General features: G+C 42.1%; 8 protein-coding genes and 1 pseudogene. 7 read left to right on the forward strand and 2 right to left on the reverse strand.

What is annotated here, in order from left to right:
* Position 1: 1 nt before the first annotated feature.
* From zipA to AMBT_RS07000, 3 genes and pseudogenes are all read left to right on the forward strand, one after another.
* Positions 2-1,609, forward strand: coding sequence for a cell division protein ZipA (gene zipA / locus AMBT_RS06990; RefSeq protein WP_013783908.1), 1,608 nt, complete (start codon positions 2-4; stop codon positions 1,607-1,609).
* A gap of 191 nt (positions 1,610-1,800) precedes the next feature.
* A pseudogene (gene ligA, locus AMBT_RS06995) lies at positions 1,801-2,829 on the forward strand (NAD-dependent DNA ligase LigA); the annotation flags it as partial.
* A 187-nt stretch (positions 2,830-3,016) separates the two neighbouring features.
* The gene (locus AMBT_RS07000; RefSeq protein WP_041452514.1) at positions 3,017-4,951 is read left to right on the forward strand and encodes a BRCT domain-containing protein; all 1,935 of its coding nucleotides are present in this window, start codon (positions 3,017-3,019) and stop codon (positions 4,949-4,951) included.
* 281 nt (positions 4,952-5,232) lie between these two features.
* Here the strand turns inward: AMBT_RS07000 and AMBT_RS07005 are convergent, their stop codons facing one another.
* Together AMBT_RS07005 and AMBT_RS07010 are read right to left on the reverse strand one after the other, a co-directional pair.
* Complete coding sequence (locus AMBT_RS07005) at positions 5,233-6,579, reverse strand: heavy metal sensor histidine kinase (RefSeq protein ID WP_232363225.1); 1,347 nt, start codon at positions 6,577-6,579, stop codon at positions 5,233-5,235.
* Positions 6,580-6,613: 34 nt separating this feature from the next.
* Positions 6,614-7,297 carry a heavy metal response regulator transcription factor gene (locus AMBT_RS07010; RefSeq protein WP_013783912.1) on the reverse strand — a complete coding sequence of 228 codons (684 nt, stop codon included), beginning with the start codon at positions 7,295-7,297 and terminating at the stop codon, positions 6,614-6,616.
* Between the two features lie 761 nt (positions 7,298-8,058).
* On the opposite strand from AMBT_RS07010, the gene AMBT_RS07020 reads away from it, so the two are divergent.
* The 4 genes from AMBT_RS07020 to AMBT_RS07035 are packed head-to-tail and all read left to right on the forward strand — an operon-like array spanning position 8,059 to position 14,907.
* Complete coding sequence (locus tag AMBT_RS07020) at positions 8,059-8,583, forward strand: DUF411 domain-containing protein (protein WP_013783914.1); 525 nt, start codon at positions 8,059-8,061, stop codon at positions 8,581-8,583.
* A complete protein-coding gene (locus AMBT_RS07025; protein ID WP_013783915.1) occupies positions 8,583-9,944 on the forward strand; it encodes a TolC family protein in 1,362 nt (453 codons plus the stop codon). The genes AMBT_RS07020 and AMBT_RS07025 overlap by 1 nt, the downstream gene beginning before the upstream one ends.
* On the forward strand, positions 9,941-11,773 hold the full coding sequence (locus tag AMBT_RS07030) for an efflux RND transporter periplasmic adaptor subunit (protein ID WP_013783916.1): 1,833 nt from the start codon (positions 9,941-9,943) through the stop codon (positions 11,771-11,773). Before AMBT_RS07025 ends, AMBT_RS07030 begins: the two co-directional genes overlap by 4 nt.
* Positions 11,770-14,907, forward strand: coding sequence for an efflux RND transporter permease subunit (locus tag AMBT_RS07035; protein WP_013783917.1), 3,138 nt, complete (start codon positions 11,770-11,772; stop codon positions 14,905-14,907). The genes AMBT_RS07030 and AMBT_RS07035 overlap by 4 nt, the downstream gene beginning before the upstream one ends.
* Positions 14,908-14,939: the final 32 nt, after the last annotated feature.

The following is a 14,939-nucleotide window of genomic DNA, read 5'->3' on the forward strand; positions in this document are numbered from 1 at the left end:
AATGGAAGATGAATTACGTCTATCACTATTGTTTGCAGGTACCTGCTTTATAATTGCAGTGCTTGCTCACGGTATTTGGAAAATTCGCAAAAACGGAAAGGCGAGCAGTAAACCTCGAGTTGAACCCCGTCAGTGGGCAGATATTGGTGAGGAAGAAGGTTCGCAATCAGAAGGATTTGATGAATTAGGTATTGGCCAGGTTCGCGTGGTGAGTTCTGGCAATGCACAAGAAAATGCGCAAGACAGTTTCGATACAAGCGATGAACAAGACCTAGGTGATTCACATAGCAGTGCCAATCACACAGCGGCGAGTGCCTCCAAAGCAAAAAGCTTTTATGGTAGCGATAGCACCGCTGATAGCGATGTTAGCGATGTCAGTGTTCAGCATGATGTTAATAATGCATCGGATAAATCATCGGGTGAAAATGAAACGGTTGATCATTTAGCTGCTACTGCGCAGAAAGAAGCTAATGCCGCGAGTAGTGGAGCGAGTGCTGAAGATTCCGCTTCCAAGACTAATACTTCGAAAGAAAAGGTAGCCGATAAACCTAAGCTTTATGGTTCGGTAGTGTCTAATCCAAAGCCGCATCTTCAGAGCACTTCAGTCCCTGCAAATGTAGATGACGGATTGAGTGCAGATTCCTTCCCAGAACCTCCTGGGTTTCTATTACGTGAAGGCGATGATGAACCTGCTAGCGAAGTTGAAACTGCCGCTACCAACCAGCCCTCTGCGACTTATAGTGCAGTAGACAGTACGCCAGTGTCTCATGATGCGGGCAATAGCCAACCAACGCCTGAACACAACTCACCAGAAATCGATGATTTCAGTTTGGACTCACCGGCAACACAATCTGTGTCGGGTAATACTGCGCAAACAGGCCACAAAGAGACCCAAAATCAGGCAAGCGAAGGTGCTGAAGTCGTTAGTGCCAGCGGCCTAGGTGAACAAGCTAAGCGCTTTATGAAAGGAAAGCGCAGCAAACCTATTTCTCGCAAGCGCCAAGAGCCTAAATTTGGCGATGATCAAATGCGTATCGATTTTGATGACAGTGCAGCCAATGCAGCCAATGCAGCCAACGCAGCCAACGCAGAAAGCGCCAGTACAGACAGCCAAGATAACAGTATGCAAACTGCTTCAGGCAGTCGCACCCAAAATGAGGGCGCTTCTGAGCAAGTTGAACAAGAAGTACTCGTACTCAACGTTAAAGCCCCCGAGGACGACCCAATATCTGGCGCAGCTTTGTTGCCAATGTTATTAACGCTTGGCTTTAAGTTTGGCGACCAAGATATTTTCCATCGCCACGTTAATTCCAATGGTAAAGGACCGGTGTTATTTAGCTTGGCTAATATGTTTAAGCCTGGAATTTTCGATATTGATAACCTTGAAACGTTTAACACACAGGGAGTTTCTTTGTTTATGATCCTGCCCATTGAGGGCGATCCTCATCAAGTGTTCAATATGATGCACAACGCCGCACGTAAGTTGGCGGATGAGTTCGGTGCTCAAGTGCTTGATGGACGTCGTAGTGTGCTAACTAAACAAGGTTTACAGCAATACATGGAAAAAATACGTGAGTTTGAGCGCAAACGTATGATTGCCCGCCAGTAGTCAATTCCTATAAATTAGCATAAAGGGCCTGACTTTTTAGCGGCCCTTTTTTGTTTTCTCATGCTACCATTAGGACAATTATTTGGCGTTAAGTACAGTCACCAATTAGTATTGAGTGAGCGTGCTGCCTCTGTTTTAGTTAGCAGAGTGAAACCGCCATTTCTTTTAAAAAATTACACGCAAGTATCATCATGTCAGACACGTTAGAACAAGCAAAAGCCCGCGCCGAATCACTTCGTGGGCAGATAAACGAATACAACTATCAATACTATGTGCTCGATGCCCCAACAGTGCCCGATGCGCAATATGATAGAGATATGCAGGAACTCATCAGCATCGAAAAGCAATTCCCTGAATTGCAGAGTGTAAGTTCGCCAAGTCAAAAAGTGGGGGGCTCTGCGCTTTCTGCTTTCGAGCAAGTTACCCATGAAGTGCCTATGTTATCACTTGATAACGCGTTTGATGATGTGTCGCTATTGGCGTTTGAAAAACGTATTTACGATCGCTTAAAAGACAATAAAGAACTTGGTTTTAGTTGCGAACCAAAGCTTGATGGATTGGCGGTTAGTATTCTTTATGAAAATGGCGAAATGGTACGTGCAGCGACTCGGGGTGATGGCCAAGTTGGTGAGAACATTACTACCAATGTTCGCACCATTGCAAACGTTCCTCTTAAATTACGCGGCGAAAACTACCCATCTCGATTAGAAGTTCGCGGTGAAGTATTTATGCCTAAAAAGGGCTTTGAAGCGCTTAATGATTATCAGCGTGCTAACGACGGTAAAGTTTTCGCTAACCCGCGTAATGCTGCCGCTGGAAGCCTTAGACAGCTTGATTCAAAAGTAACAGCGAAACGCCCGTTAATGTTTTACGCCTATTCTTTGGGTGTGGTTACGCCTGAGGATTTTGAGCTGCCACATCATCATAGTGCGCGATTAGCGCAGTTAGGTGAGTGGGGTATACCCTTATGCCCTGATATCGACACCGCAGAGGGAGGCAAAGGCTGCTTAGCGTATTATCAGCGTATATTGACCCTTCGTGACGACTTACCTTACGATATTGATGGCGTAGTGTTTAAAGTTGATGATATTAGCGTACAACAAACATTAGGCTTTGTGGCACGCGCGCCGCGCTGGGCCATTGCGCAGAAATTCCCTGCCCAAGAAGAAATAACCAAACTGTTAGATGTTGAGTTTCAAGTAGGACGTACCGGTGCAATGGGTGTCACCATGGACAAAATTGTTTCAAATAGATTTGTTCAAGTACTCAAGTTACATTATTTAATTAATGTCTTCACAAAAGGTCTCAACGATACCCTTACATCGTTTTTCCAAACGGATATTTATCAGCCATTATTAGGATATAACAATACCACCTTAGTTGTTCGTTTAAATGGAGGGCTTTGATATGCTGAATATTGACTTTACCAAAGAACAATTGGAAATATTGAATGAGACAGGTGAAGAATTTAGGCCAGAAAAATTAGTATCGTTGTTCTCTCGGTCAGACTTAAATACTGAAGAGTTAGTATTTATTCTAAAAGCATCCAACGCCCTTTATCGGGCGGGTAGTCCGATTCTGTCAGATAAGCAATATGATATATACATTTCATTATTGCGAGATCAAAATCATCTTCATCCATACCTTAACACTGTTGAGCCAGAGCCTTTAATTGAGTCTAAAACAGTCGAACTTCCAGAAAGAATGTTGTCAACGGAAAAAGCATATTCACTTCAAGATATCGAGAAGTGGGTAAAGAGAATACAAAAAGCAGCTCAAGAGACGAATGTACCTGAAGAAGAGATTGATATTAGGGTGACACCTAAACTCGATGGTTATGCAGCCTATGATGACGGTGATACTCTATATACCAGAGGGGATGGTTATAGAGGACAAGATGTAACAAGAGCATTTAAACGCGGATTGAAGGTAGCCAACTCCGGAGAGCGTGGTTTGGGGCCCGGTGAAATAGTTATTAAAAAAAGTTATTTCACTGAGGTACTCAGTAGTTATTTTGAAAATTCTAGAAATATCCAAGCCGCTATTATAGCTGAAAAGAAGGTTGATAACAGAATCCAGAAGGCTATAAAAGATGGCGCATGTGTATTTTATCCCTTCGCTCTTCTTAAAAATAATACAGTCAAAATTTCGGTGTTGATGGATGAGTTTGAATCAATCGTTGAGGGTATTTGGAGTTCGGTAGACTTTGATGTGGATGGTGTAATTTTAGAGACTACAAATGAGACTATAAAAAAGTATATGGGCGCGACAAGACGTAACCATAGGTGGCAAATAGCATTTAAAGTAAATGAAGAATCTGCAAATGTCGAAGTAGTTAGGGTTATACCACAAACATCAAGAACTGGAAGGATAGCACCTGTAGCCGAACTTGTGCCAACGAAATTAAGTGGTGTTACCATAAGCAGAGTGACAGTTCACCATTATAATATGGTCAAAACAAATGGCGTTGGAGCTGGCGCTATCATTAGGTTGGTGAGAAGTGGTTTAGTAATTCCCAAAATTGAAGAGGTCTTAACGAAGGTTGCCCCTGATATTCCTGATTCATGCCCCAGTTGTGGATCCCATTTATTGTGGGAATCAGATAATTTAATTTGTCCTAATAAAATAGACTGCCCCGCGCAAACTGAAAACACCTTAGTTCATTTTTTCAAAACTCTTGGTAATAATGATGGGTTTGGGTCTAAGACGATTGAAAAGCTAACCAGCTTTGGAGTTAAATATATCCATGAAATATATAGCTTAGAAGTTGACGATTTCTTAAAGATTGGCTTTGGTGAGAAGACGGCGATAAATTTATTTAATCAACTCCAAGCGAGCAGAAGTATTGAGATTGAAGACTGGCGATTCCTATCTGCGTTTGGGGTTAGCCGGTTAGGTTCAGGGAATTGCGAAAAACTTCTAGAACATCATTCATTAGTTAGTTTATTTGAACTTACAGTTTCTGACATGATCCAAATTGATGGATTCGCTGAAATTAGCGCTGAGGCTATTAAAGAGGGTTTAGAAAATATAAGGGAAGAATTTTTTAAGGTTTATGATTTAGGCTTTGCATTAAGACCAACAGCTATAGAAAATACTGAAAAATTGTCATCACCGATATCTGGAGCAATAATTGTTTTTACAGGCACTATGATTGAAGGTTCCCGATCAGATATGGAAAAGAATGCTAAAGCCTTAGGCGCAAAAGTTGGAAAATCGGTAACTTCAAAGACAACTTATCTTGTTACAGGCGATAAAGTTGGCGAAACTAAAATTAACGCAGCAAAAGACAAAGGAGTAAAAGTTTTGTCAGAGCAGCAGTATCTTGACTTTATTAGGTAAAGCTCCTTTATTGATTTGGCGAAATGGGTAACACGGTTGTAAGAATACACGATAATTAAAATAGGTTTTCCCGTTAGTCAGACCAATAAATAATCTAACGATAAATTGGGCTCATGTAATGCAGCATGTTCAAAATAATTTTCATTTATTTTATTAATATTTGAACATGCTCTAATTAACATATTCATAAGTCTTAATTTAATTCATATTGCGACCTCAATAAATAGCCCGATAAATTAGCAATTTTCCAAACATGATTACCCGTCGTCATCATCTTATTTTTAAGTATCGCTAAACTCGATAATAAAAACCGTCTTACTTTCATCGGATTCGACGTACATATCGGCTCCATTGATTTTCATCACAGATTTAGCAATAGTCAATCCAAGGCCTGTACCTTGCCCATCTCTTTGTCGAGATGGGTCAACTCGATAGAAACGATTGAACAATTTGGGAATATGCTGAGGCTCAATTTTCTCCCCGTTATTTAACACCATTATTTTCTGCTTTTTTCCTTTGGACTCCGTTTTGATCTCTACCGTACTATTACTAGGAGCGTGTCTAATCGCATTTGAAATCAGATTTCCTATTGCCTGTCGGAACATGGTTTTATCGCATTGAATAGTAAGGGCGGATACGGTGACTTGGATGTTTATATGCTTTTCGTCAGCGAGTAAATTAAAGTAATCGAGTAGGCTTGATATTTCCTGTTGAATATCTAAAGGTTCAATTGATGGCTTGATAAGACCGTGCTCGGTTTTAGCTAATAGCAGCATATCACTTACCATTTTCGTCATACGCTCATATTCTTCTAAATTCGAATAAAGTATGTCAGCATATTCGTCATTTGACCGAGCTTGTCCCAACATCACTTGGGTTTGGGTAGTTAAGCTAGTTATTGGGGTTCGTAATTCATGCGCGATATCGGCTGAGAAGTGGGATAGTTTTTCAAATCCATCCTCAAGCCGCTCAATCATGGTATTGAAAGAATTTACTAGAGTGATTAATTCTTCCGGTACCTCATCTGGGTTTAGTCGTATATCAAGATTATCGGCGGTGATGGTTTCAATTTTTCGCGTAAGCTTTCTTAATGGTGATAGGCTTCTGTAAATCGCAAAACGCGCAGCTAAGACTGTAATAATGCCCGAACAAATAATGATGCCAATAATCGATTTCAAAAGGCTGTTCATAAATGTCATATGAAATTCCATGTTTGAAGCAACGATGATGGTATAGCTAGTATCATGCGTGTTAAAACCTAATTTAATGGCTCTATGCATATGGTTTTCATCGCTAAATAACAGCATGTCTGCGGGATTAATTGATGTGTATGTTTTGGCTGTTTTAGGAAAGAAAGAAAAGTTGGCTCCTTCGCTTGAAAATATTGTATCTCCTTCGGCATCCTCTACATAATAGTACACACCATGATGTCCTGAAACCGCCTGAAATAAAAGCTTACTGGGTTGTACTGACTGATTATGTGACTTTTCGAGCTTTAACTTAATGGCATGAAACACCTCATCAAGCTCATCGGCATCTTGTTCTTGAAAATGATCTTCGATGGAGGTGACTACGAGTGTGCCCATAACGCCCAAACACACAAAGATAGCTATTCCCACAAATACCATTGTTCGAAAGGAAATTGAGTACGGCTTTTGCCTTTTAATTTTGCTCTTCATCAGTTGTTAACTTGTATCCCATACCACGAACCGTTTGAATCAATTTAGGGGAAAATGCATCATCAATTTTAGCTCTTAAGCGGCGTATCGCTACATCGATGACGTTTGTATCGCTGTCGAAATTAATATCCCATACTTGAGACGCAATCAACGAGCGAGGAAGCACCTCTCCTTGTCTTCTGACCATGAGTTCTAAAAGCGAAAACTCTTTTGTTGTCAAATTAATGGATTGGCCAGCGCGTTTTACAACACGAGACGGGATGTCCATTTGTAAGTCTGCGACTTGTAGCAGGTTGGCAGCTACTGTATTTCCTCTTCGAAAAAGGGTTCTGACTCTAGCCAACAATTCTGCAAAAGCAAAAGGCTTGACTAGATAATCGTCAGCGCCTAACTCTAGACCCTTTACTCTGTCATTTACACTATCTCTCGCTGTCAAAAACAAGACCGGCGTTTGATTGCCAGATTGACGTAATGATTCTAAAATCCGCCAACCATTAATATCTGGGAGCATGACGTCTAATATTATTAGATTAAACTCGCCTGTCATCGCTTTATGATGACCGTCTAAACCATTGCGGACGAGTTCAATGACAAATCCAGACTCTGTTAGTCCTTGCTTTATATAGTCACCGATTTTCTTTTCATCCTCGACTACCAAAATTTTCATAGTTCACTCACGTCATGTTTAATGCGATTTCGGTACTTAGTGTTGCTAAATGTTTAACAAGTGGGTGTTCGAGATTGGATGTTGCAACTCGGGCCAACAAAACGTACCTCACTCACAAGCAATATATTCCAATGCATAAAAATAACCAACGATTGCCCTTAATAGATTACAACATTGTAATGAGCAGGTAATCGCACTGCCATGTTGCTTAACTATACTCTTCAACTGGAACTATATTTAGAATACCTTATCAAAGTTATTTCAAGAATAGTAAAGTCGAATTAGATTATTCATTAAGGGTTGGTGTGGTCAGTAAATGCATTAAAACTGTTTTGCTTATAATATTTTTAAGCACTCAAGTTGCAGATTCGTTTGCGCTGTCCAGCGCTGGCTGCGACATGCAAAACGATATGCATGAGCAACACCTTATGGATAACGACCATAATTCATCGCAAAATAGTCATGAGATGAGTCAGATGAACGCGGATTGCTGTGGCGACGGGTGTGCTTGTCCACTAGGCATTGTGTCCATCGCGATGCTCGTGAATTTTGACATTTTAACTCCAATCGACTTCAAATCCCTTAAGCCCAACACTTTTATCACGGATGCAGATGATGCTGTCCTTGGTCGCTTGCAACGTCCCCCAAAACGCTCTTTAGCCTAACTCCAAAAATTTGGCGAAGCTCGTCAAAATTCCAATATCGAACGCCGCCCAATAAAGGCTGTGGCCGACATTTAAATTGTTAGAAAGAGAAATCAAATGAAGCCAATAAAATTGCTTTTTACTAAATTAGTGCTGCTTATTTCAGTGACTATCGTCGTTGCATGCACAAATGAATCAGTTACTACTGAACAAAACAAGACCAATTCCCAAGATATTGAGTCGAGTTTAAAGTTGGACGTTTTTAAACGCGAGTCGTGTGGATGTTGTCAGGGATGGATTGAACATGCTGAATCTCAAGGCATCCAAACCGATGTAGATGATCTTGTTTTTCTCACTACTAAAAAACAAGATCTCGGAATCGAACCAATGTACCGCTCCTGCCATACATCGGTGTCAACTGAAGGGTATGTTTTCGAAGGTCATATACCCGTCAAATTTATTGTTAAATACTTAGATAATGTTCCGCAAGGGTCTATCGGCCTCTCGGTGCCGGGTATGCCTGTTGGCAGTCCAGGAATGGAGAACGGCGATCAATTCAGACCATATCAAGTGTTATTGCTCAAAGATGACGGTACAGCAGAGGTTTTTGCAGAGGTGAATTCGTATGAGGAGCAATTCTGATGAGTGCTTTTAAAGGCTTTGCATGCCTAATTTTGCTTGTTACAACAAGCAGTCAAATATCAGCAGAACAAAAGACCCCCCTTACTTTGCAGCAGGCTGTTGCCCAAGCTATTCAAAAGGACCCGTGGTTGGAAGGTAGCCAATATCGGGAAAACGCGACTATTTCTTCAAGTATCGCCGCAGATACTTTGCCTGATCCAGTTGTGTCATTAGGGTTGGCAAACATCCCTACTGATGGTTTTGCATTCGATCAAGAGCCTATGACTCAAATTAAAGCGGGCATATCACAGATGTTTCCTCGTGGAGAAAGCTTGAGTATTAGACGCAAGCAACTCGAAGAATTGGCAACGCAGCATCCATTTATGCGATTGGACAGAATAGCCAAAACACAAGTTGCCGTTTCTATGAAGTGGTTAGACGTTTATCTAGCGCAGCAAAGCATTTCGCTAATTGAGAAAGACAGATCTTTGTTTGAACAACTCAGTGAAATTGCAGAAGCGAATTACTCCTCTGCCGTCGGTAAAGTTAGGCAACAAGATATTATCCGAGCGCAGTTAGAACTAGCGCGACTTGAAGACAGACTCACAAAACTATCTTCTCAAAAAGAAAGGGCCTCGGCTGAACTTTTAGAATGGTTGACCGGCGGCGATTTAGGCGCATTCAATAACTCGGTAAATGTTGCCTCTCTTGAACTACCAAAAACGTTGCCAGAAATTGAAGGAATAGAGAACGCCTACTACAAGATATTGAAAGCTAATAATCAACAAATGTTGGCAAATATACTCATCTCGCACCCTCTTATAAGAGCTGTTGAAAGCCGAATAAAGTCTAGTCAGACTGGCATTGAACTAGCGAAACAACAATACAAGCCGCAATGGGGAGTAAATGCCAGTTATGCATATCGAGCGGATGATCAAATGGACAGAAGCCGTGCAGATTTTCTTTCGATTGGCATTAGTTTTGACCTCCCCTTATTTACAGAAAATAAACAAGATAAAGAAGTAAGCGCCGCCGTTAACGAATCAGAAGCAATTAAAACTGAAAAACGATTAGTGCTTAGAGGCATGCTTGCTCAAATGCAATCCATTTTTGCAGCAAGAGAACGGCTGTTGGAGAGACAGACCTTATATCGCACGAATATTCTCCAGCAATCAAGCGAACAAGCCGAAGCCTCGTTAACAGCTTATACCAATGATGACGGTGATTTTGCTGAAGTTGTGAGAGCTAGGATTGCTGATCTAAATGCTCGTATTGACGCATTAGAAATCGAAGTCGAACTACTTAAAACAAACATTCAACTAAATTACTTTTTTTCTGAGCAGAGTCTTAAAGCTGTATCTGAATTTGGAGCAAACCAATGAAAACTGTTAACGCAATCGCTATAGGCGTGATAGCAGGCGCTGTAATGACAGCTCTTACCTACTCAATATTACCAAGCTCAAATGACTCACATGATAGTGCGGCGGATGCTGGAGAAAAGCAGCCTTTGTATTGGGTTGCGCCAATGGATCCAAACTATAGAAGAGATGAGCCTGGGAAGTCCCCTATGGGCATGGATTTAGTACCTGTTTACGAAGATGAACAAGGCGCTGGCGATAGCCCAGGTACGGTGAAGATTTCGCCAACTGTAGTGAACAATCTAGGTGTGCGTACTGCTAAAGTGGAAAAGCGGTCTTTGCACGTACCTATAAAAACAGTAGGTTATATCCAATATAATGAGGACACACTCGTTCATATTCACCCAAGGGTAGAGGGTTGGATAGATGAGCTATACGTAAAAGCAGCGGGCGAATATGTCAAAAAGGGCGAGCCACTATACGCGCTTTATTCTCCCGAACTTGTAAATGCTCAAGAAGAATATCTTATTGCCTTAAAACGCTCAAATAAGGAGCTGATAGAGGCTTCAAAAACAAGGTTAAAAGCGCTGCAAATGCCAGAATCTGAGATTCAATCGCTTATCTCAACTGGTAAAGTTCAGCAAACAATAACCTTCTATGCACCCCAAACTGGCTTTGTTGATAACTTGAATGTGCGTCAAGGGTTTTACGTAAAGCCAGGACTGACAATTTTATCAATTGGTGCCTTGGATAAAGTTTGGGTCGATGCTGAGGTGTTTGAGCGACAGTCTGCTCAAATTCAAGAGGGTTTGCCTGTGACTATGACTTTAGAATATCTCCCAGGTAAAGAGTGGACAGGAGAGGTTGATTATATCTATCCAACCCTAGATGAAACGACTAGGACGCTTAAAGTAAGACTGAGATTTACCAATGATGATTATGCACTAAAACCTAACATGTTCGCTCAGGTAACGATCCATTCCGATTTAACAGGTGAGAATTTACTCGTGCCTTCTGAGGCGGTAATTAGAACTGGTAGCCAAGATAGAGTGGTTTTAGCACTTGGAGACGGTAAGTTTAAGTCGGTGTCAGTAGAAGTAGGACAGGTAGTTGATGAATATACAGAGATCTTATCAGGCTTGAGACTCAACGACAAAATCGTTACGTCAGCACAATTCTTACTCGATTCAGAAAGCAGCATTAGTTCTGATTTCAAAAGGATGGAGGAGCCTGAAGCGACTGCGCAGTCGGTATATACCGAGGCGACCGTAAACAGTGTGATGACAGATCATAGAATGATAAATGTTGATCATGGCGCTATTGAAGAGTGGGAATGGCCGAGCATGACAATGGATTTCACCGTTGCCGAAAGCGTCGACATTAATGAGTTGAAAGCCGGCATGTCACTTCATATGGAAATCACTAAAACTGACTCTGGAAGTTTCGAAGTAACCACCGTTCATATCATGGATTCGATGAATGACATGGATAGCTCTGAGGAGAGCACTGATTCAGGTCATGACGCAATGCACAGTATGGAAGAGCCTATTATGTCGGTTTGGACAGAGGCAACCATAAATAACGTGATGATGGAGAGCAGAAAAATCAACGTTGATCACGGTCCTATTGATGAGTGGGAATGGCCGAGTATGACAATGGATTTCGATGTTGCCGATAGCGTTGCTATTGAAGAATTGAAAGCCGGTATGTCACTGCACATGGAAATTGTCAAAACCGACTCTGGAAGTTTTGAAGTGGCAACTGTCCACATCATGGGCTCGATGACAGACATGAACGATACCCAAGACATTGATCATTCTAATCATTCAGACCATCAAGGAGCTCATCAATGATAGCTGCCATAATTAGATGGTCGGTCAATAACCGATTTTTTGTTCTACTGGCTACGCTTATTCTCGTGGGTGGTGGGTTGTTTGCCATTAAAAACACGCCGGTTGATGCATTACCCGATTTGTCGGACGTACAGGTAATTATAAAAACTAGTTATCCAGGACAAGCGCCTCAAGTGGTAGAAGATCAAGTTACCTATCCTTTGACTACCGCAATGCTGTCAGTGCCCGGGGCACAAACAGTGAGAGGATATTCGTTTTTTGGCGATTCTTATGTCTACATCATATTCGATGACGACACCGACTTGTACTGGGCGCGTAGTCGAGTGCTTGAATATTTATCGCAAGTTGCTCCTAATCTACCCGAAAACGCAAGACCACAATTGGGGCCAGATGCTACCGGCGTGGGTTGGGTTTATCTCTATGCACTTGTTGATAAAACGGGACAAAACGATATCAGCCAACTACGAAGCTTACAGGATTGGTTCCTTAAGTATGAGCTTCAAACGGTGCCAGGCGTTTCTGAAGTTTCAGCTATTGGAGGCATGGTAAAGCAATATCAAGTGCAGGTCGATCCGGAGAAGTTGCGAGCATATGGCATTCCGCTCTCTCACATTCAAACGGCCATCAAGCGCGGCAATCAGGAAGTGGGCGCATCGGTCATCGAAATGGCTGAAGCTGAATACATGGTCCGTGCCACAGGTTACATAGAGAGTAAAAGGGATATTGAGCTTATTCCTTTGGGTGTAAACGATAATGGAACGCCGCTTTTAGTAAAGGACATTGCTGATGTTCGTCTTGGTCCACAGATGCGAAGGGGAGTAGCTGAGTTAAACGGTGAAGGGGAAACCGTTGGCGGTGTCGTTGTTATGCGCTTTGGTGAAAATGCGCAAAAAACGATTGACGGCGTCAAAGCAAAACTTGAAGACCTTAAAAAAGGCTTACCCGATGGGGTCGAAATTGTCACGGTGTACGATCGCTCTGCACTAATAGAAAGAGCGGTAGACAACCTTGCATCGAAATTAGTGGAAGAGTTTATCGTCGTTGCACTGGTGTGTATCGCATTCTTGTTCCATGTGCGTTCGTCGCTTGTTGCCATCATTAGTATTCCAGTAGGCATTATCACAGCAATTATTGTGATGTATATGCAAGGTATCAATGCCAACATCATGTCATTGGGTGGAATTGCTATTGCTATTGGTGCGATGAGCGACGGAGCGATTGTGATGATTGAGAATATGCATAAACACATGGAGCGCACCCCCTTAACCAAAGAGAATAGATGGCAAATAGTTGTGGATTCAGCATCTGAGGTGGGCCCTGCATTGTTTTTCAGTCTTCTAATTATAACAGTCAGTTTTGTGCCTGTGTTTACGCTTGAGGCACAAGAGGGGCGCATGTTTTCACCGCTTGCTTTTACCAAAACCTATGCAATGGCAGCCTCAGCAGCTCTTGCAATTACGCTTGTGCCCGTTCTTATGGGATATTTTGTGCGCGGTAAAATACTTGCTGAAAGCAAAAATCCAGTCAATCGTTTCTTAACTTTTTTGTACATGCCGACGCTTAGAACTGTTCTGCGTTTCCCTAAGGTAACGATGTTAGCTGCGGCTTTAGTACTAGCGATAGGTTTGTGGCCTGTGAACAAGATTGGCAGCGAGTTTATCCCACCTTTGGATGAGGGGGATTTGATGTACATGCCAACAACCTATGCGGGTATATCGATTGGCAAAGCCCGAGAGTTGTTGCAACAAACCAATAAACTGATCAAAACGGTCCCAGAAGTCGAAACCGTGTTTGGGAAAGTAGGTCGCGCTGATACCGCAACCGATCCGGCTCCTTTAACGATGATAGAAACCTTCATTCAATTAAAACCTAAAGAGGAGTGGCGAGAAGGCTTAACAACTGATGATTTAATAAAGGAGTTTGACTCAGTGGTCAAATTGCCGGGCCTAACGAATGCTTGGGTAATGCCAATTAAGACTAGAATTGACATGTTGGCAACAGGTATAAAGACGCCCGTTGGTATTAAAATTGGTGGCCCTGATCTCAAGGAAATTCAGAAAATCGGACAGCAAATTGAAACCATACTTTCCGATGTTAACGGCACTGCCTCTGTTTATTCTGAGCGTGTCGCAGGAGGACGTTATGTCAAAGTAGATATTCAGCGCGAAAAGGCAGCACGATATGGTCTAAACATCGCTGACGTCCAACAAGTTGTCTCAAGTGCTATCGGCGGGATGAATGTGACTCAGAGTGTTGAAGGTTTAGAGCGTTACCCTGTAAATGTTCGTTATCCTCAGTCTTATCGTTCATCGCCTGAGTCCTTATCTTTATTACCTATCGTTACACCACAGGGTAAACGAATTGCTTTGGCCGATGTGGCGGATGTGTATATTGAAGATGGTCCTCCAGGTATTAAAAGTGAAAATGCACGGCTTAATGGCTGGGTGTATGTGGATATCGATGGTGTAGATATTGGTTCCTATGTGGTTTCAGCCCAAAAAGCAGTGAGCGAGCAATTAGTCTTACCGGCAGGTTATTCGGTGAACTGGTCTGGACAATATGAGTATATGTTGCGGGCGAAAGAGAAATTAACCTATGTGGTTCCTTTGACCATAGCTATCATCGTTATTCTACTGTATCTCAATTTTCGCAACTTCATCGAAGTAGCGATCATTATGGGGACTTTACCACTGTCTATGGTAGGAAGTATCTGGCTCATGTACATAGAGGGTTTTAACTTTTCAGTTGCCGTCGGCGTCGGCTTCATTGCACTTGCAGGTGTTGCCGTAGAAATTGGCGTAATTATGCTTGTTTACTTAAATCAGGAGTATCAAGCCTTAATCGAAAAATGTAAATCTGAGGGCGTCAAACCCACCATAAACATGTTAACTGAAGCGGTTATTCATGGCTCTGGATTACGTGTCCGACCGGTTATGATGACCACAGCGACCATAATATTTGGCTTATTACCCGTACTTTACGGCTCAGGCACTGGGTCTGAAGTCATGAGTCGTATTGCTGCTCCGATGGTTGGTGGCATGGTTAGCGCTTTACTACTGACCTTGTTGGTTTTACCCGCAATTTATTTTCTGTGGAAGAGAAGGCAAATTCAACACTTGCCGGATACTTTCTGATGCTAGCTTCAAGCAAGGAACGACATTTCATA

This window comes from Alteromonas naphthalenivorans, assembly GCF_000213655.1.
Lineage (GTDB): Bacteria > Pseudomonadota > Gammaproteobacteria > Enterobacterales > Alteromonadaceae > Alteromonas > Alteromonas naphthalenivorans.

Coding starts and splice junctions, on each gene's coding strand:
- AMBT_RS07030 (WP_013783916.1), top strand. CDS start 9,941: ATGAAAACTGTTAACGCAATCGCTATAGGCGTGATAGCAGGCGCTGTA.
- AMBT_RS07010 (WP_013783912.1), bottom strand. CDS start 7,297: ATGAAAATTTTGGTAGTCGAGGATGAAAAGAAAATCGGTGACTATATA.
- AMBT_RS07000 (WP_041452514.1), top strand. CDS start 3,017: ATGCTGAATATTGACTTTACCAAAGAACAATTGGAAATATTGAATGAG.
- AMBT_RS07025 (WP_013783915.1), top strand. CDS start 8,583: ATGAGTGCTTTTAAAGGCTTTGCATGCCTAATTTTGCTTGTTACAACA.
- AMBT_RS07035 (WP_013783917.1), top strand. CDS start 11,770: ATGATAGCTGCCATAATTAGATGGTCGGTCAATAACCGATTTTTTGTT.
- AMBT_RS07005 (WP_232363225.1), bottom strand. CDS start 6,579: ATGGTATTTGTGGGAATAGCTATCTTTGTGTGTTTGGGCGTTATGGGC.
- AMBT_RS07020 (WP_013783914.1), top strand. CDS start 8,059: ATGAAGCCAATAAAATTGCTTTTTACTAAATTAGTGCTGCTTATTTCA.
- zipA (WP_013783908.1), top strand. CDS start 2: ATGGAAGATGAATTACGTCTATCACTATTGTTTGCAGGTACCTGCTTT.